21 protein-coding genes are annotated in these 18,075 nt (G+C 65.7%); 16 read left to right on the top strand and 5 right to left on the bottom strand.

What is annotated here, in order from left to right; translation table 11 throughout:
* Positions 1-8: 8 nt before the first annotated feature.
* The 5 genes from C5B90_RS01535 to C5B90_RS01515 all read left to right on the top strand — a co-directional run bounded on the left by C5B90_RS01535 (position 9) and on the right by C5B90_RS01515 (position 4,132).
* Entirely contained in the window at positions 9-539 is a 531-nt protein-coding gene (locus C5B90_RS01535; RefSeq protein ID WP_004977409.1) for a transcription factor TFIIE subunit alpha, read from the top strand.
* Complete coding sequence (locus C5B90_RS01530) at positions 540-1,217, top strand: DUF2110 family protein (protein ID WP_115878545.1); 678 nt, start codon at positions 540-542, stop codon at positions 1,215-1,217. It begins immediately after the preceding gene.
* A 4-nt stretch (positions 1,218-1,221) separates the two neighbouring features.
* A complete protein-coding gene (locus tag C5B90_RS01525; protein WP_115878543.1) occupies positions 1,222-1,977 on the top strand; it encodes a DUF5803 family protein in 756 nt (251 codons plus the stop codon).
* Between the two features lie 91 nt (positions 1,978-2,068).
* Complete coding sequence (locus C5B90_RS01520; protein ID WP_115878541.1) at positions 2,069-2,761, top strand: molybdopterin-binding protein; 693 nt, start codon at positions 2,069-2,071, stop codon at positions 2,759-2,761.
* Between the two features lie 306 nt (positions 2,762-3,067).
* The gene (locus C5B90_RS01515) at positions 3,068-4,132 is read left to right on the top strand and encodes an ATP-NAD kinase family protein (RefSeq protein ID WP_115878539.1); all 1,065 of its coding nucleotides are present in this window, start codon (positions 3,068-3,070) and stop codon (positions 4,130-4,132) included.
* A gap of 78 nt (positions 4,133-4,210) precedes the next feature.
* Here C5B90_RS01515 and C5B90_RS01510 read toward each other — a convergent pair whose 3' ends face one another.
* Positions 4,211-4,585 (bottom strand): carboxymuconolactone decarboxylase family protein, encoded by a 375-nt coding sequence (locus tag C5B90_RS01510; RefSeq protein ID WP_115878537.1) that lies wholly within the window; start codon positions 4,583-4,585, stop codon positions 4,211-4,213.
* A 316-nt stretch (positions 4,586-4,901) separates the two neighbouring features.
* Here C5B90_RS01510 and C5B90_RS01505 point away from each other — a divergent pair, with 316 nt between their 5' ends.
* The gene (locus tag C5B90_RS01505; RefSeq protein ID WP_004970831.1) at positions 4,902-5,933 is read left to right on the top strand and encodes a phosphate uptake regulator PhoU; all 1,032 of its coding nucleotides are present in this window, start codon (positions 4,902-4,904) and stop codon (positions 5,931-5,933) included.
* Positions 5,934-5,981: 48 nt separating this feature from the next.
* On the opposite strand, the gene C5B90_RS01500 is transcribed toward C5B90_RS01505, so the two are convergent.
* A complete protein-coding gene (locus C5B90_RS01500) occupies positions 5,982-6,425 on the bottom strand; it encodes a hypothetical protein (RefSeq protein WP_082256464.1) in 444 nt (147 codons plus the stop codon).
* Between the two features lie 184 nt (positions 6,426-6,609).
* Positions 6,610-7,779, bottom strand: coding sequence for an LEA type 2 family protein (locus tag C5B90_RS01495; RefSeq protein ID WP_115878535.1), 1,170 nt, complete (start codon positions 7,777-7,779; stop codon positions 6,610-6,612).
* A 154-nt stretch (positions 7,780-7,933) separates the two neighbouring features.
* On the opposite strand from C5B90_RS01495, the gene C5B90_RS01490 reads away from it, so the two are divergent.
* The 4 genes from C5B90_RS01490 (at position 7,934) to C5B90_RS01475 (ending at position 9,624) form a co-directional block, all read left to right on the top strand.
* Positions 7,934-8,116: a hypothetical protein gene (locus C5B90_RS01490; RefSeq protein ID WP_004043756.1), complete on the top strand. Its 183-nt coding sequence runs from the start codon at positions 7,934-7,936 to the stop codon at positions 8,114-8,116.
* 61 nt (positions 8,117-8,177) lie between these two features.
* Entirely contained in the window at positions 8,178-8,402 is a 225-nt protein-coding gene (locus C5B90_RS01485; RefSeq protein WP_004043755.1) for a hypothetical protein, read from the top strand.
* A gap of 43 nt (positions 8,403-8,445) precedes the next feature.
* Positions 8,446-8,877, top strand: coding sequence for an SRPBCC family protein (locus C5B90_RS01480; RefSeq protein ID WP_115878533.1), 432 nt, complete (start codon positions 8,446-8,448; stop codon positions 8,875-8,877).
* Positions 8,878-9,306: 429 nt separating this feature from the next.
* Positions 9,307-9,624 carry a hypothetical protein gene (locus C5B90_RS01475; protein WP_115878531.1) on the top strand — a complete coding sequence of 106 codons (318 nt, stop codon included), beginning with the start codon at positions 9,307-9,309 and terminating at the stop codon, positions 9,622-9,624.
* 53 nt (positions 9,625-9,677) lie between these two features.
* Here the strand turns inward: C5B90_RS01475 and C5B90_RS01470 are convergent, their stop codons facing one another.
* Positions 9,678-11,204, bottom strand: coding sequence for an aldehyde dehydrogenase family protein (locus C5B90_RS01470; protein ID WP_115878529.1), 1,527 nt, complete (start codon positions 11,202-11,204; stop codon positions 9,678-9,680).
* Positions 11,205-11,336: 132 nt separating this feature from the next.
* Here C5B90_RS01470 and C5B90_RS01465 point away from each other — a divergent pair, with 132 nt between their 5' ends.
* Positions 11,337-12,056 carry a helix-turn-helix domain-containing protein gene (locus C5B90_RS01465; RefSeq protein WP_115878527.1) on the top strand — a complete coding sequence of 240 codons (720 nt, stop codon included), beginning with the start codon at positions 11,337-11,339 and terminating at the stop codon, positions 12,054-12,056.
* Between the two features lie 25 nt (positions 12,057-12,081).
* Here the strand turns inward: C5B90_RS01465 and C5B90_RS01460 are convergent, their stop codons facing one another.
* Positions 12,082-12,921, bottom strand: a complete 840-nt coding sequence (locus tag C5B90_RS01460; protein ID WP_115878525.1) for a proline dehydrogenase family protein — start codon at positions 12,919-12,921, stop codon at positions 12,082-12,084.
* Between the two features lie 180 nt (positions 12,922-13,101).
* On the opposite strand from C5B90_RS01460, the gene C5B90_RS01455 reads away from it, so the two are divergent.
* From C5B90_RS01455 to C5B90_RS01435, 5 genes are read left to right on the top strand one after another with little or no spacing between them, the layout of a single operon-like run.
* Positions 13,102-14,412: an ABC transporter substrate-binding protein gene (locus C5B90_RS01455; RefSeq protein ID WP_199517451.1), complete on the top strand. Its 1,311-nt coding sequence runs from the start codon at positions 13,102-13,104 to the stop codon at positions 14,410-14,412.
* A gap of 52 nt (positions 14,413-14,464) precedes the next feature.
* Entirely contained in the window at positions 14,465-15,406 is a 942-nt protein-coding gene (locus tag C5B90_RS01450) for a branched-chain amino acid ABC transporter permease (protein WP_115878520.1), read from the top strand.
* A complete protein-coding gene (locus tag C5B90_RS01445; RefSeq protein ID WP_115878517.1) occupies positions 15,403-16,527 on the top strand; it encodes a branched-chain amino acid ABC transporter permease in 1,125 nt (374 codons plus the stop codon). Before C5B90_RS01450 ends, C5B90_RS01445 begins: the two co-directional genes overlap by 4 nt.
* Entirely contained in the window at positions 16,524-17,330 is an 807-nt protein-coding gene (locus C5B90_RS01440; RefSeq protein ID WP_115878515.1) for an ABC transporter ATP-binding protein, read from the top strand. Before C5B90_RS01445 ends, C5B90_RS01440 begins: the two co-directional genes overlap by 4 nt.
* A complete protein-coding gene (locus C5B90_RS01435; protein WP_115878513.1) occupies positions 17,327-18,064 on the top strand; it encodes an ABC transporter ATP-binding protein in 738 nt (245 codons plus the stop codon). The genes C5B90_RS01440 and C5B90_RS01435 overlap by 4 nt, the downstream gene beginning before the upstream one ends.
* Positions 18,065-18,075: the final 11 nt, after the last annotated feature.

Raw genomic sequence — 18,075 nt, 5'->3', positions numbered from 1 at the left:
TTCGCACAATGGCTTTTGAGGAGTTACTGAACGACCCTGTTATCCAGAAGTACCTCCACGAGTTGGTTGGGCCCACTGGGATGCCGGTCGCGGCGGCACCCCCGGACGGCGAGGTCACCGACGAGGAACTCGCCGAGGAACTGCGGCTCGAGCTCAACGACGTGCGCCGTGCGCTCTTTATCCTCTACGAGAACGACCTCGCGTCGTATCGTCGCGTCCGCGACGAGGATTCCGGCTGGCTCACCTACCTCTGGACGTTCCACTACGAAAACATCCCCGAGAACCTCGAAGAGGAGATGTACCGCCTCCTCGAGGCGCTCGAGGAACGACTCGACTACGAGCGCGACCACGAGTTCTACCTCTCGGAACCCGCCGGCATTCGCTTCGAGTTCTCCGAGGCGATGGAGCTGGGCTTCCAGTGTCCCGAGACCGGCGCGCCCCTCGAACCGATGGACAACGACGACCTCGTTGACGCGATGGAACGACGCATCGAAGAGCTTCGAGACGAGCTCAACGTCGAAGTGACGGGGACGAACTGAATGGTCGTTCTCGCAACGAAGTGCTACATCGACGGCGACGCCCGCGAGCGAGCGCTCGACAGTCTCACCTCGCTCGTCGCCAACGACATCGGCGACCTCGACGTGGAGTACGACATCGGCGTCCGCGACGACGACTTCATCTCCGTGACGGTCTCCGGCGCCGACGAGACGGTCGCGCGCAACGTCCTCCGCGAGGAGTGGGGCGAGGTCACGCCGCACCTCTCGGCCGGTGAGACCTACGTCGGTACGCTCGAACACTGGGACGACGACGGCTTCGTCCTCGACGCCGGCATCGAGGTCCGCGTTCCGACCGAGGAACTCGGCCTCGGCCGCGGCTCCGCGACCCAGATTCGCGACCGCTTCGGCCTCGTCCAGCACATGCCGCTGACGTTCGTCTACGGCGGCGACGACGAGCCCTCGCGGCTGGCCGACGAGCAGATAGACCGCCTCTACGACTGGACCCGCGGCAGCGGTCGCGTCAACGTCAACAGCGCGACCCGCGGCGAGGTTCGCGCGACGGTCAACCGCGCCGGCCACGCGAAGGACATCGTGACGGTCGAGCGCCTCGGCCTCCTCGAACAGAGCATCGTCTGCCGGGACGAGACCGACCCGCCGGGCCTCCTCGCCAGCATCGGCTCGTACCTGCCGGCCGAACTGAAGTGCGTCATCGGCCAGTAAAACGATGAACAGGCGACTCCTCGTCGGTATCGCCGCGCTCGCCCTCCTCCTCGTGACCGCCGGCTGTCTCGGCGGCACCTCCAGCGTGTCGAACGACCGCCTCGACGCCGAGCCCGACGGCGAGTACGCGTGGTCCGCGGAGACCGACGCGCACATCACCGTTCAGGACAACGGCCGGTTCCGCGCGGTCTACGAGATGAACGACACCTCGGTCGATCTCTACCGCTTCGACGGCTTCGGCAGTCGGACGCCGCTTCCGGTCGAGGCGGTCCGCTACCGCTACGAGAACGGGACCGTCATCAACGGGACCGAACTGAAGGCCCGCGGCGGCGACGTGACCCAGAACGACCGCATCACGAACGTCACGCTTCCCGCGGACGCCGGGAGCGCCGGCAAAATCGCGTTCAGTTCGTCCTCGTCGCCGAAGCGGTTCTCGCTTCCCGTCTTCGTCGAGGGGAGCTACGAGGTCGTCCTGCCCGCCGACCGCCGCGTCGACTTCCCGATATTCGGGGCGGTTCGACCGTCCGGCTACGAGACCGAGGTCGTCGATGACCGGGTCCACATCCGGTGGCCCGAGGTGACCGACGGGAACGTCGTCGTGCAGTTCTACCTCCAGCGCGACCTCGGCATCTTCGCGGCCGTCGCGGCCGTCTCGGTGCTGGTCGGGGGCGCGGGGATACTCTACTACCGCCGGCAGATTCAGGCGCTCCGCGACCGCCGACAAGAACTCGGCTTGGACGTGGAAGACGACGACCGCTGACGGACGACCGACAGACGCGGGGTCGGTCGGTCGGCCGACTCGGCTCGCCGGTGTGAACGCTTTTTTGCCTCGCAGCCCGCTACCTCGGGGTATGCAAGTCGCCGTGGTCACCGTCGGGGACGAACTCCTCGCCGGCGACACCGTCAACACGAACGCCGCGTGGTTGTGCACGGAACTGACAGAGCGGGGCGTCTCCGTCGAGCGCGTGACGACGGTCCCCGACCGCATCGCCGACATCGCCCGCGTGGTAAACGAGTACCACGCCGAGTACGACGCCGTCGTCGTCACCGGCGGGCTGGGGCCGACCCACGACGACGTGACGATGGAGGCCGTTGCGGCCGCGTTCGGGCGCTCTTTGGAGCGGAACCCCGACGCCGAGGAGTGGCTGGAGGCCAACGGCGGCTACTCCGCGGCGGACCTCGTGGAGGGGACGACCGACCTCCCCGCCGGGTCGCGGATGCTTCCGAACGACGAGGGCGTCGCGCCCGGCGCGGTCATCGGTTCGGTGTACGTGCTCCCCGGCGTCCCCGGCGAGATGAAAACCATGTTCGCCCGCGTCGCCGACGAGTTCGCCGGCGAGCGGACCCACGTCCGGTTCGTCCACACGTCGGAGCCCGAAAGTTCGCTCATCGAGCGGTTCGAGGCCGTCCAGTCGACGTTCGACGTGACCGTTGGGAGCTATCCCGGCGACCACGTCAGAATCAAACTCGCCGGAGCCGACGAGGAGACCGTCGAATCGGCGGCCGCGTGGCTCGAAGCGCGAGTCGAGTTGTACGAAGAATAGGGTCGGTCGGCCGACGGGTCAGCGCTGGAGGTACCAGAGCCACCCGGCGGTCATGAGGATACCCACGAGAAGCACGGTCGCGGCCGTCTCCGAGGTCGGCAGCACCTGTCCGGCGGATTCTAACGGAATCATAGGTGACAATTGCTCGGTCCCCTTGTTAAACGGTGAGGTTCCGGCGACGGTCGGCGCGGGCTGAACGTCGCCGCCGTGGCCGACACGCGTTGCTCGCGGCACCGTCGCTCGCGGCGGGCGGTTCGACCGGTGGCTACCGCGTCGTTTTTCCCCCGGGCGCGGGTTCGTTCAGTCATGCGAATCGGTGTCGTCGTCAACCCCGTCGCGGGGATGGGCGGCCGGGTCGGCCTGAAGGGAACCGACGGGAAAGTCGAGGAGGCCAGAGCGCGCGGCGCGGAGCCGCGGTCGCCGGAGCGGGCGCGACGGGCGCTCTCCCGGCTCTTCGAGGCCGCCCCCGAGACGGAACTGCTCGCGTGGGGCGGCGAGATGGGCGCGTCGACCGCCCGAGACGCCGGCTTCGACCCCGACGTGCTCGGCGAACCGTCCGACGACGAAACGAGCGCGGCCGACACCATCGCCGCCGTCGAGGCGTTCGTCGACGCCGACGCGGACCTCGTGTTGTTCGTCGGCGGCGACGGCACCGCGGCGGACGTGGCCGAGGCGCTCGGCGGAACCGATGTGCCGATGCTCGGCGTCCCCGCGGGCGTGAAGGTTTACTCCTCCGTCTTCGCCGTCTCGCCCGAGGACGCCGCCCACGTCGTCACCTCGTTCGAGCGGACCGAGGCCCGCGAGGTCATGGACATCGACGAGGACGACTACCGCGAGGGCGAGGTCAGGCCGGAACTTCGGGCGGTCGCACACGTCCCCGTCGCGGAGGACCTCCAGTCGTCGAAACAGACCGGCGGCGGCACCGTCGAGGCGCTCGCCGCGGGCGTCGCCGACGACATCCGCGGGACCGAGGGCGTCACCTACGTTCTCGGCCCCGGGAGCACCGTCGGCGCGGTGAAAGCCGAGTTGGGTATCGACGGGTCGCCGCTCGGCGTCGACGTCTACCGCGACGGCGAGGTGCTCGCCCGCGACGCGACCGAGGCCGAGATTCTCGACCACCTCGGCGAGGAGAACGTCATCGTCGTCACCCCAATCGGCGGACAGGGGTTCGTCTTCGGCCGCGGCAACCCCCAACTCTCGCCGGACGTGATTCGCCGCTGTGACGTGTCGGTCGTCGCCTCCCGGTCGAAACTCGACGCGATTCCGGTCCTCCGGGTCGATACCGACGACCCCGAACTCGACGCCGACCTTCGCGGGTGGACGAAAGTCCGCGTGGGCCGCGTTGAGCGCCGGATGATGAAAATCGAGTGAGCGGGGCACGTCGGTCGCGACCGACTCGGCGCGCCAACAGAAAAATCGAGTGAGAGGTCGCCCCCATCGGCCGTCTCGTCAGTCGTCCGCCGGTGCCTGTTGTCTCGTGATGTACTCGACGATTTCGTCCGTTTCGGCCTTGAACTCGTCGAGGTCGGTCTCGTTCCCGTGGAGAACCGTCGAGAAGTATTTCGTGTCGGCGGCGAGGTTGACTGCCTCTCTGAGTTCCTCGTCCGTGACGCCGCCCAACCGCGCTTCCTCGGTGTGGAAGTAGATACAGTAGGGACAGCTAGTCGCGGCCGCGACGCCGACGCCGATGAGCGCTTTCTCTCGCCCGGACAGTTCGGTGTCTTCCCCTAGATTGAGGTCGCGGAAGAGCCCCCAACTGTGTTCGCTCGCCGGTTCTGCCAAGTCCTCCATCCAACTCGGGACTTGACCGAGCATTCCCTCCATCTCCTGCCGTGTGTCTTTCGATAGCATTTCTTTCCCCGTTACCTCCGCAGTCCCGTCGCTATGGAGGCACTTATTACGAGGTTCTAGAGCAGTAAAGTTATGAACTGTCTGGACAATCATAATGTGTCTGTATAGACGACGTTCCGGGGAAATTCGGGGTTAATACGCCGGTCTACGAGATAGTTCTCTCCCCGTCCCGACCGCTCAACGTGGATGATTTAATATTTGGAATCATGTGCAATGAGACCCACTACCCATTATTCATGGAGGGTGTAATATAGTGAGATTTAAGGTCATTGGATGGGTTCTGACTGGCATGGAAACCCGGAAAGTCCAGCGTCTCGGTCCCTCCACGCTGGCGATGACGCTTCCAGCGGAGTGGGCCAAGGAACACAACGTCGAGAAGGGCGACGAAGTGACCATTCGGACGAGCGGGAAGGGAACGCTGACCGTTCTCCCCGAATCGGTCAACACCGAAGATTCGAAGGCGACGATTCGCGCTGACAGTCTAAACGCGGAGGCGCTCGAACGCGCTATCGTGGCGCAGTACGTCCTCGGGCGGCGCGTCATCCACATCGAAAAAAGCGAGGGCGCGCTCGATTCGGACCACATCAACGCCGTCTACAAGGCCGAGACCCAGCTCATGGGCCTCGGCGTCATCGAGGAGACGCCCGAGCGAATCGCGATTCGCTGTTCGGTCGACGCGGAGGACTTCACCCTCGACAACCTGCTCGAACGCCTCGAAAACACGGGGAGCACGATGCGCGGCGAGGCCGTCAAGGCGCTCGCCCACGGCAACCCCGACCTCGCCCAGCGGGCGCTCAACCGCGAGCGGCAGGCGAACAAGATTTTCGTCCTCCTGCTCCGGCTCATCTTCACGTCCTACCAGAATCCCAACCTCGCGCGGGCCGTCGGCCTCGACTCCGGCTTCCCGCTCATCGGCTACCGTTCGGTGGCGAAGAACCTCGAACTGACCGCAGATAACGCCGAGGACATCGCCAACATCGTCATGGACGCCGAGGGACACACCATCGACGTCGACCAGTCGACGATGCGGCGCATCCGCGAGTTCACGGACCACGTCGACGAGATTACGACGACCGCGGTGCGGGCCGTCGTCGAGCGCGACTACGACCTCACAATCGAGTGCCGAGAGTTGTTCCGCGAGATAAGCGACCGCGAGCGCGACATCCTCAACGACCTCCCGGAGATGGAAAACCAGAAGCTCCTCCAGATTCGCGAGGTGCTCGTGAGCCTCCAGCAGACCGCGCAGTACGCGATGCGGAACGCCGAAATCGCGTCGAACCTCGCGCTCAACGAGGAGTCGGACCACGTCACGATAGACTGAGCAGTCGAAGGAAATTGCGGGCGACGGGGCGGCGGCGCGCCGTCGCGCTCAGTCGGCGATGACTTCCATCGCCTCGCTGTTCTCGGTCTCGGACGACTCTTTTTCGCCCGTCAGCGGGTTGCGACTGGCGATGCGGCAGTCGAACGCCGGATGCTCGCCGAAGTGCCGGAGTATCATGTGACGCCGCGACCCCGTGATGCCGGTTCGGCCGATGTCCTCGGCGGTAAAGCGCTCGGGCAGGCGGTCGTACAGTCGACGCAGTTCGTCGAAACTGGTGAACACCTTCGCGTTGCCAGTGGAGTCCGCGCCGCGGCGGGAGACGACGTAGCTCCCGTCCCGCCGGTACTCGCCGGCCGTGCGGAAGAACTCTCGTTTCTCGGTCAGCGCCGAGCCGATGGCCTCCTGCAGGTCGGCGGCGGCGTCTCGGGACAGTTCACAGGACTGGTCGCCAAAGGAGACGACGATGGTTTCGTCGTCGCTCTCGACGGACACAGGGTTCTCATTACGGGAGAAGAACTCGATCAGGAGCGTGGGTACTCCGTGTCATATCATCGAATATCTCGTCCGACGGTAAAGGGTTGTCGGCTGAGTCAGGAATCACCGAGGATTTCTCGGCGAATTGGGGCGGTCGCACGAGGGTTCGACTCCCCGTCCGCCGCGGGGTGGGACACGGCCGCTACAGGAGGCCGTCGTCGGTCGTGGTGGTTCCGCCGTCCGACGTGGTTGTCGTAGTCGTCGTCGTTGTAGCAGTCGTTGTCGTCTCGGTTGTCGTCGTTGTCGCCGTCGCGGTGTCTGTCGAAGTCTCAGTTGCAGTCGCGGTCGAGGTGGTCGTCGCGGTTTCCGTGGCCGTCTGGGTCGCCGTCGTCTCGGTCGCCGTCTCGTTCCCCTCCGACGCCGCCTTGTTCCCGAAGATGTCCGTCTCGAACGTCTTCTCGTAGGTCAGCGGGTCGAGCGGGACGCGGAGGGTCGTGCCGCCGGCGTCGAGGTTCGCGTAGAAGTCGATGCGCAGGTCGGTCGTCTGGTCGCGTTCGAGGTGCGAGACCCACCACTCGTCGAGTTTGTCGTTTTGGATGTAGGTCGTCGCCTCGATGGTCTCCGTCGACTTCGGGGAGATGACGTACTCGGAGTTCGTCGTCCCCTCGCCCACGTCCACGTCGTTCATGGAGATGTCGTAGCCGAGTTCGGAGACTGCGACCGGGTACGGCTTGGGGTTGTGGACGACGAACGTGAGTTCGAGTGCCGTGCGCTCGCCCGTGGACTCGCCCCACTCGGCGCTCGTCTCGTTGACGTACAACACGGGGTCCGAGACGACCGGCGAGTCCGCGTCTATCTCGCGGGTCTCCGTCGAGTTGAACGCCGACAGCAGGTCGGTGTCGATGCTCCGAGTTATCTCGGGCGCTTCGAAGGTCCGGCCGAGCGTCTCCGAGGAGACGTTGGCGTCCACGACGAGGTCGGTGTGTTCGCCGTTCTGGATGTGCGAGACCCACCACTCGGGGATGCGCTCGTTTTCGAGCGTCGTCCGGAGCGGAACCGCCGAGGTCCCCTGCCCGATAGCGACGCCTTCCTTCTCGCCCGTCGCCATCAGATGTCCGTTCATCTCGACGCCGTAATCGACTTCGAGGCCCGAGAGGTTCGCGGACAGCGGGTTGGGGTTCGAGACGTACAGGTCGGTCTCGATGACCGTCTCCGTCTCGTTGACCCCGGCGAACCGGTTGTCGACCCGGTCGACGCTCGGCGCGCCGATGACGCCGGTCGCGTACGCCCCGCCGACGCCGGCCGCGACGAGCACCAGCGCGGCGAGTGCGATACGGAGTTTTCCGCCGAACAGCACGGATGTCAGTCCCATCGTTGTGGACACACGAGACTAGTGGTACATATGTCGAACGGCCGAGCGCGGGGTCGGTCCGTGGGACCACACCACACATCTCGCGCCCACGTTACGACCCCCCACGACAGGCGGTGTCGAATGAACTAAGTGCGCACCCGCGAAGGTCGGAAACATGGAAACCAAGACGGTGCAATCCGACAAGTCCATCGGCTTTGCGGCGTTGTTCGGCGTGCTCACGCTCGTCGGCGCAGGGCTGATGGTCGCCGGACCGGACCAGTTGACGAAGGCGCTCGGATTTATGGTAGCGATTATCGCGGCCTCGCTGGCTGTCTGCGGTGCGCATCTGTTCCAGTAGCTATCAACGTTGAGGAACACGGGTAACCGTTAATAACGCCCATTCCCTAGACGGCCCGAGGATGACTGAGTACACCGACGAGGAACAACGCATTCTCGCCTATCTCCGCGACAGCGTCAGCCGCGGCGAGGGCTACTTCCGGGCGAAGAACATCGCCGAAGCCATCGGTCTCACCGCGAAGCAGGTCGGGTCCCGCCTGCCGCGGCTGGCCGAGAAGTCCGAGGACGTCGAAATCGAGAAGTGGGGACGCGCCCGCTCGACGACGTGGCGCGTCACCCGAAGCTGAGGCGATTCCACGGCTTTTTACTGTGGAGGCGTGATGGTATCCCATGACCGTCCGCGTGAAACGAACCTTCGAGTTCGACGCTCCCGGCGAGCGCGTCTGGGAGTTTATCGCCGACCCGGCCAAGCGAGCGGGGGCTATCAGCGTCGTCGACCGCTTCGACGTGGCCGACGACGGCCGCCACGCGACGTGGTACCTCGAACTGCCGATTCCGCTCGTCCGCTCGACGGTGACCGTCGAGACCGAAGACATCGAAGTCGACGAGCCGACGCACGTCAAGTTCGTCGGCAAGTCGCGGGTGATGCGGGTGACGGGCGAACACACCATCGAAGAGCGTGACGGCGGGAGCCGCCTCGTCAACGAGTTCATCGTCGACGGCCGGCTACCGGGTGTAGAGGCGTTCTTCGAGCGCAATCTCGACCGCGAACTCGACAACCTCGAAGCGGCGCTCCGGCGCGAGTTCGAAGCGACCGCCTGAGGCCGAAGACGACCGTTCGGTCCCGTCGAGATCGGAGAGACGAACCCCCAGAACCGTGCGCTCACGAGGCGTGGGAACCCGTGTTGCGGTGGGTTTATACATCGCGGCTCCTTAGCGAAAGTCGCCGACGCAATAGGCGCTTTTCTCGCCAGTCGTCGGCGACTCCACATCCGCCGCACCCGCCGCAACGTTTCGGGGTCCGTTGCGGCATCCGAAACGACGTGGCCACGTCGTTTCCCGCCCCCAAGCCCGGTGGGGGCACACTCCCCTCGTCTCACTTCGCCAACTGGTGACACGAGATTCGGCGGGAGGCGAATTCGCCTCCGCCTTTTGACGACCACTTCTCTCCGAGCCGCGGCGCCGTCGGTCGCCGATACCGGTCGCGTCTCGGAGCGCACGCTTCTTTCCTCCGGGGGCCGTGGAGACACCATGACCGAGACGATTCGAGGCGACGTGCTGCACGCCATCCCGCCGGACGAACTCGACGAAGAGGACCTGTCGCCCGAACTCCGGGCGCTGGCCGACTCGCGCCACGTGCTCGTCGTCCGGAAGGGCGGTCACCCCTCGATACTCGACCTCATCTGGGCGTTCGTCCGCCGCGACCCCATCGAGGCGGTGACCGTCGTCACCGACCGTCCGGCCGAGGAGGACGAGGAAGTGACGCTGACCGTCGAGGAGACGGACATGCCCGGCGTCTACGTTACGGCGGCCGCTCACGGTGAGGGAGTGTCTGCGAACAGCAGGTGAAACGACGGAACGAAAAGGTGGGAGAGATGCGGGGCCGCGGCGGGTGACCGACCTTACTCGTCTTCTTTGGTCTTGATGTCCGCGGAGAGGCCCTGTGCCATGCGGATCTCCTTGGAGTTGTTGAGCGTCCACGCGGTGCGCTCGGTGACGGCCTCGATGATTTCGCGGGCCGAGGGGTAGCCGTTGCCGGACTTCTTCACGCCGCCGAACGGGAGGTGGACCTCCGCGCCGATACACGGGAGGTTCCCGTAGGCGAGGCCGACCTCGGCGTGGTCGCGGAAGTAGTTGATCTGGCGGTAGTCCTCGGAGATGACGGCACCGGCCAGTCCGTAGTCGGTGTCGTTCTGAATCTCGACGGCGTCCTCGATGTCGCCGGAGTACTTGAGCAGGGCAACGTGGGGACCGAAGACCTCCTCGTGGGTACAGCGGAGGTCGTCGTGGGGGTCAGCCTCGTAGACGAACGGCCCGACCCAGTGGCCCTCTTCGTGGCCCTCGGGAATCTCGTCGGCGTCGAGTTCGGTGCGGTCGACGAGGACGTTCACGCCCTCCTTCTCCGCGAGTTCGTTGTACTTCGTGACCTTCTCCTTGTGGCCCTCCTCGATGAGGGGGCCCATGAAGGTGTCCTCGCGGAGCGGGTCGCCCACGGAGACGTTCTTCGCGTTCTCGACGAAGCGTTCCTTGAACTCGTCGTACACGTCCTCGTGGACGACGATGCGCTCGGAGGAGACACAGCGCTGGCCGGTGGTCTTGAACGACGACATCGTCGCGGAGTGGACCGCGATGTCGAGGTCCGCCTTCTCGGTGATGACGATGTTGTTCTTGCCGCCCATCTCACACGCGGCGAGTTTGCCGGGCTGTTGGGCCACCTTGCTCGCGACCTCGTGGCCGACCTCGGCGGACCCCGTGAACAATACGGAGTCGACGCGGTCGTCGTCGACGATGCTCGCGCCGGCGTCGCCGAAGCCCTGTACCATGTTGAACACGCCGTCGGGGATGCCGGCGTCCTCGAACATCTCGGCGATAATCTGGCCGCACCACGGCGTCTGCTCGGCGGGCTTCCAAACGACGGTGTTGCCCTCGACGAGCGCGACGGCCATGTGCCAGAAGGGGATGGCCACGGGGAAGTTCCACGGGGTGATACAGCCGACGACGCCACGGGGCTTGCGGCGCATGTAGGCGTCCTTCGCGGGAATCTCGGAGGGAATCACGTCGCCCTTGGGGTGGCGGGCGTCGCCCGCGGCCCACTCGACCATGTGGTACGCCTCGATGACGTCGGCGCGGCCCTCGGAAATCTCCTTGCCGCACTCTTTGGTGACGACCTCTGCGAGTTCCTCGGTGCGGTCGCGCAGTTCGTGGTAAATGTCCCAGAGGTACTCCGCGCGGTCGATGTGCGAGAGTTCCCGCCACTCCTCGTACGCCTCATCGGCCGCGGCGGCCGCGGCGTCGATGTCCTCGGGCGTGCCGCGTCGGAACGTTCCCAGCGACTCGCCCGTCGCGGGATTCGTGCTCTCGAACGTCTCGTCGCCGGTTCCGTCCGTCCACTCGCCGTCGATGTAGTGTCGATATTCGTCCTGCGCCATATGACTCTAGAGTCACAACTAGGATTAATAACCCCGGACCCTCCCATGGAAGGGCCGCGTCCGAACCGACGCATCACCGCGACGCCACGTGACCACAGACAACATCTTACGTAACGACGTGTTACCCGGTGTATGAGCGAGCGCACGTCAGGTGAAGGTACGCGCCTCACGCTCGACCTATGGCATCCGAACTGCTGGGCGATAGAATCAACGAGCGAGTACGACGGCGGCATCCTCGCACACGCCATCTACGACGCCCCCACCGCGGGCGTCGAGCGGTCGAACGGGCTGTTCACCGCCTACGGCGAGTCGCTCGACGAGGTCGAAACGCTCCTCGACGTTATCGCCGACTCGAACCTCACGGGCGAGGTGTTGGAACTGCAAGAGCGGTTCGACTCCCGCGGGAAGCACGTCGCGCCCGGCCCAGTCGCCCGCGAGTTCTTCTTGGAGTACGACCCGAGCGACATGATGTGTCCGGAGCTACTCAAGCAGGGCTTCGTCCACAGCGCCCCCACGCAGATAGAAAACGGCCGAGAGCGGTGGGAAGTCTGGTTCGCGGGCGCGAGAGAAGAGATACAGCCCCGCATCGAGACCGTCATGGACGAGACCGGTGCGGAGATTCGCGTCGCCTCCATCTCCACGTCCGAGGGGGCGGAACCGGAGCGCAGTCGGCGACTCGACACGCTCACCCGGAGCCAGCGGCAGGCGTTCGAACTCGCGCGCGAAGAAGGATACTACCGCTGGCCCCGCGAGGTGTCCACCCGCGAACTCGCCGCCGAGATGGACATCTCGAAGACGACGCTGCTCGAACACCTCCGAAAGGCGGAATCGAAACTGCTCGACCCGCAGTAGCGCGGGACGAGTAGGTATCCCCGGCTCAGATGCCGGCGACGGCGCGGAGCGCGAACAGCGCGTTCGATTTCCGCTCGCGGACGCGCCGGTAGAAGTAGGAGAACCACTTGTCCCCGTAGGGGACGTACTGCCACATCTCGATGTCGGCGTCGGCGAGGTCGCGTTGGCCGTCCTCGCGAACGCCCATGAGCATCTGTACCTCGTAGGGGGTCCCGTACTGTTCGTGGAGGTGGCGGGCGTGCGCGATCATGTGCGGGTCGTGACTGCCGACCGCGACGCCGTCGTCGAACTCAGTGAACATGTATTCGAGGAGTTCTTCGTACACCTCGTCAACCTTCGCCTTCTCCTTGTACGCGATGGACGCGGGCTCGTTGTACGCGCCTTTGACGAGGCGGACCTTCCCGGGGACCTCGGCGAGGCGTTCGAGGTCCTCGCGCGTGCGTTTCAGGTTCGCCTGCACGCAGACGCCGACGTTCCCGCCCGTCCGGTGACCCAGGTCATCGACGGCGTCGAGGGTCACGTCGGTCGTCTCGTGGTCTTCCATGTCGACCCAGACGAACACGTCCTCGGCGTCCGCGGCGTCGACGATGCGGTCGAGGTTCTCCCGGAACGCGTGGTCGCCGATGTCGAGGCCGATCTGCGAAGGCTTCACCGAGACGCACCCATCGAGGTTCGTCGCGCCCAGTTGGCGGACGAGGTCGACGTACGCGTCGGCGTCGGCGTCGGCGTCCGCCCGGTCGGTGTAGTGCTCGCCGAGCAGGTTCAGTATCCCCGCGATGCCGTCGCGGTTCAGCGACTCGACGTGCGAGACTGCCCCGTCGGCCGTCTCACCCGCCACGAAGTTGTTCGCGATGGGGGGTATCATGTCCCGCTATTGTGAGACACATACCCTAAAGAGAGACCCTACCAAATAATTCTGAAAAATATTACTGAAATAATCTCCGGACGCTCGTTTCGTCCGTCGGATTTCGGGCTCCCGACCATGGACGGTTACAGGTATATTTACGATAATTGGAGAGCATATCTTGTTATGTCACCACACGACATGGACCGCAGAACGCTGCTGAAGCTGTCGGGGCTCTCACTTGTCGGGGCGACCGCCGGTTGTCTCGAAGGCGAAGACGAGGGCACGACCACGGCCACGACGACTGAGGAGAGTGGCGGTGGCGGCGGTGAGGAGACCACTACGACCACCGAGGAAAGCGGTGGCAGCGGCGAGTCGTACACCATCGGCATGGTCGACTCGCTCACCGGGTCGCTCGCGCCCTACGGCGAGCGCAACACCCGCGGTCGCGAACTCGCCCTCGCCGCCATCAACGAGGCAGGCATCGGCTCCGAGGGGGCGTCGCTAAGAATCTCCGTCGAGGACGACGAGAGTACGAACCAGGGCGGGGTCAACGGCGCGCAGAAACTCGTCAACCAGGACGGCGTGCCGCTTCTCATCGGCTCTGTCGGCTCGGGCGTCTCCATCGCCATCCACGACAGCGTCACCAACGACGCCGGCGTCGTCCAAATCAGCCAGAACAGCACGAGCCCCGAACTCACGTCGCGGCCGGACCTGCTCCGCATGAGTCCCTCCGGGGCCGCAAAGGGGCAAGCGCTCGCCAATCTCGTCAGCGACGACGGCCACGACACCGTCGCCGTCACGTGGATCAACAACGACTACGGGACGGGCCTCTCCGACGTGTTCGCCGAGACGTTCGAGTCAGAACTCGGGGGCACCGTCGCCTACAACGAGCCCCACGACCAGGGACAGTCGTCGTACAGCGGCATCCTCACCGAGATGGCCTCGACGGACGCCTCCGCGTGGGTGTTCATCACGTACGCCAACGAGTACACCGTCATGGTCAACGAGGGGTTCGACCAGGGCTACAACACCGCTGTGGACTACTACGGCGCGGAGTCCACCGTCGCCGACTCAATCATCGAAAACACCCCCGCGGGCAGCATGGACGGCATGAAAGGCATCACCGAGAGCGCCCCGCAGGACCAGGAGAACTACCAGAACTTCGTCTCCGCGTTCGAGGAGAACTACGACGCGACGCCGACGGTCTGGTCGGCGTACGCCTACGACGCCGTCACGGTGGCGGCGCTCGCCATCGAGGCAGCCGACGAGTTCTCCGGCGAGGCGCTCGCGTCCGTCGTCCGCGACGTGACCCGTCCCGAGGGCGAGGAGGTCTTCAACTTCGAGGAGGCCGCGGCCGTCCTCCGCGACGGCGGCTCGCCGAGCGACATCAACTATCAGGGCGTCAGCGGTCCGGTCGACCTCGACGAGAACGGCGACCCGCCGGGCTACTACCAGATTTACAGCGTCCAGGACCACGAGTACGTCTTCGGCGACTACATCACGAGCTAACCATGCACGCACGGAACGGACGCCGACCGACCGTTGGGAGGGTTCCGGAGCCGTGATACCGCTCCAAATCAGCCCCTTCCAGTACGTCGCCAACGGCGTGGTGTTTTCGAGCATCATCGTCCTCGCGGCCATCGGGCTGTCACTCGTCTACAGCATCGCGGACTTCGCGAACTTCGCCCACGGCGACCTCATGACCGTGGGGGCGTTCTCCGCGCTGTTCTCGGTCGGGTTCCTCCGACCGATGCTGGGCGACGCGGGCGTGTTTGGCCTGCCGCTTTGGTTCTTCCTCGCGCTCGCGTTCGGCATGGGGGCGGCGGCGGTCATCTCAGTCATCACCGACCGCGTCGTCTACCAACCGGTGAAGGGGGCAGACTCCATCGGCCTGCTCATCTCCAGTATCGGGGTCGCGCTCGTCTATCGGGCGCTCGTCTTCCTGTCGTTCGGGACCGAAGCCGAGCGCTACGGCGTCCCCCGACAGGGGCCGATTCCGTGGGTCCGCGAGACGCTCGGTATCGCGGTCACGCCGCGCAACCTCGTCGTCGTAACGCTCACCATCGTGCTCGTGACCGCGCTGCACCTGACGCTGACGCGGACGACGCTCGGTCGGAAGATGCGCGCGACCGCCGACAACGCGGACCTCGCGCGGGTCAGCGGGATTCGGACCAGCGAGGTCATCCTCGCCATGTGGCTCATCGGCGGCGCGCTCGCCGCGGCCGGCGGCGTCTTCCTCGGGCTGGAGGAACTCGTCCGCCCGCGGATGGGCTTCGACATCCTGCTCATTGTCTTCGCCGCGGTCATCCTCGGCGGCATCGGCTCCGTCTACGGCGCGATGCTCGGCGGCCTCGTCATCGGGATGGTCCACGAGCTGGTTCCGCTTTTCAACCAGTGGGGCATCATTCCAGTCGGCTCGCGGTACGCCGCGGCCGTCGCGTTCGTCATCATGGTCGCCATCCTGCTCGTTCGCCCGAGCGGAATCGCGGGTGATAGCGGATGAGCGCCGTGTCCTCGTGGGTGAGCGAGACGCTCGTCCGCGACGCGACCGAGCGGCGCATCTTCGCCACGCTCGGACTCATCACGCTGCTGCTCGTCGTCGGCGTCCTCACCGGCGTCATCGGACCGCGGTTCCTCCTGTTCCAAATCGCGCTCGTCGGGATGTACGCCCTGCTCTCGCTCGGACTCAACGTCCAGTGGGGCTACGCCGGACTCATCAACTTCTCCGTCGCCGCGTTCTGGGGCATCGGCGCCTACTGCGCCGCGCTGTTGACCGCACCGAACTCCCCGCTCGGACTCGGACTCCACCCGGTGTTCGGGTTCCTCGCGGCAATCGTCGTGAGCGCGTTCATCGCGGTGCTTATCGGCATCCCGACGCTCCGCCTGCGCGAGGACTACCTCGCCATCGCCAGCCTCGGACTGGCCGAGGTCATTCGCGCCATCATCCTCAACGAGCGCCGGTGGACCGCCGGTTCGAGCGGTATCAGCGGCATCCCGAACCTCATGTCGTGGCTCCCGCTGACAGACGCCGCGACGACGGCCGCAATCGTGGTCGTCCTCCTCGCGGTCGTCTACCTGTTCCTCCGGCGCGTCCACCGGTCGCCGTGGGGGCGCGTCCTCCGGACCATCCGGTCCGACGAGGACCTCGCGAAGGCGCTCGGTAAAAACACCTACCAGTTCAAGATGCAGGCGTTCGTCATCGGCTCGGTCATCATGGCCGTCGCCGGGGCGTTCTACGCGCACTTGAACCTCTACATCGACCCCTCGGACCTCGTCCCCCTGACGACGTTCTACATCTGGATCGCCGTCATCCTCGGCGGGACCGGGTCGAACCGCGGAGCGGTCGTCGGCGCGGCCGTCGTCATCGCCATCCGCGAGGGGACGCGCTTCCTCAACGACATCGGGTTCATCCAGACGCTCGGCATCGACTTGGCCCCGCTCCGACTGCTGTTCGTCGGCGGGCTCATCATCCTCATCATGCGCTTCCGGCAGGACGGGCTCCTCCCTCCGAAGGACGAACTCATCTGGCCGGCGGCGCGCGACGAGAGCAGTACCGGTGGCGCGTCACCGTCGGGTGCTGTCCCGGACGGCGGCACCGCCTCGAACGGGGGTGACGACAGATGAACGACGGCGCGTACGAGGGTGCCCACCTCGGCAAGGACGACGTCGTCCTGAAGACGACCGACTTGGAGAAGGCGTTCGGCGGCCTCGTCGCCACCGACGGCGTCTCCATCGAGGTCGACCGCGGGACCATCACCGGAATGATCGGGCCGAACGGCGCGGGGAAGTCCACGCTGTTCAACCTCATCTCCGGCTTCTACGAGAACGACGCCGGCCACGTCACCGTCAACGGGGAGGAAGTGACCGACCTCGAACCGCACGAGCGCGCCCGAAAGGGACTCGTTCGGACCTTCCAGACGCCCCGTCGGCTGGAGGGGATGTCCGTCCGCGAGGCGATGCTCGTCGGCCCCGGCCCGCAGAAAGGCGAGTCCATCTTCTCGCTTTTCTTCTCCGGCTCCGACGTGACCGAAGAGGAGCGGGCGAACATCGAACAGACGCGCGAGTTGCTCGAACGGTTCGAAATCGGGCATCTCATCGACCAGCCGTCGACCGACCTCTCCGGCGGGCAGATGAAGCTCGTCGAGCTTGCGCGGGCGTTCACGACGAACCCCGACATCTTGCTCTTGGACGAGCCGGTCGCCGGCGTCAACCCGACGCTCGCAAACGACATCAAGCGGTTCATCCGCGAACTCAACGAGGAGGGCCAGACCTTCCTCATCATCGAACACGACATGCCGTTTATCATGGACCTCGCAGACCCCATCATCGTTCTCGACCAAGGGAAGGTGCTCATGGAGGGCTCGCCGGACGAAGTCCGCTCTGACGACCGCGTCATCGAGGCGTACCTTGGGGGGGCCGGCCCATGAGCAACCGCGCACTCGACGTCTCGGGCGTCGACAGCGGCTACGGCGAGGTGCAGGTCCTCCGCGACCTGACGCTCCACCTCAAATCGGACGAAATCGTCTGCATCATCGGCCCGAACGGCGCGGGGAAGTCGACCGTCCTCAAGACGGTGTTCGGCCTCCTCAAGCCGTGGACCGGCTCGGTCGAACTGGGCGGGCGAGACATCACCGGCGAGGAGCCGGAGGACCTCGTCCGCGTCGGGATGGGCTACGTCCCGCAGGTGGACAACGTCTTTTCGTCTCTCACCATCGACGAGAACCTCAAGATGGGCGGCGTCGCTCGCTCCGGGGGCCTGCAGGCCCGAATCGACGAGCTGTACGACCAGTTCTCGATTCTCGACGAGAAGCGCTCGGCGAAGGCGCGGACGCTCTCGGGCGGCCAGCGGCAGGTGCTCGCGTTCGCCCGCGCGCTCGTGATGGAGCCCGAAGTGCTCCTCATCGACGAGCCCTCGGCGGGCCTCGCGCCCAACATCGTCAAGTCGGTGTTCGAGGACGTGAAGAAGGTGAACGAACTCGGAACGGCGGTCCTGATGGTCGAGCAGAACGCCCGAGAGGGGCTCGGCATCTCCGACCGCGGTTACGTCCTCGACCAGGGGACCGTCGCCTACGAGGGCGACGCCGACGGCCTCCTCGACGACCCCGAAGTCTCGCGGCTCTACATGGGCGGCGCGGACTACGAGGGCGTCGAGGGCGAGTAACTCACGAGCCG

Source organism: Haloferax sp. Atlit-12N, from assembly GCF_003383095.1.
In the GTDB taxonomy this organism is placed as follows: domain Archaea; phylum Halobacteriota; class Halobacteria; order Halobacteriales; family Haloferacaceae; genus Haloferax.
The sequence above is the reverse complement of the archived record's forward strand: the minus strand, read 5'-3'. Positions and strand labels throughout refer to the sequence as shown.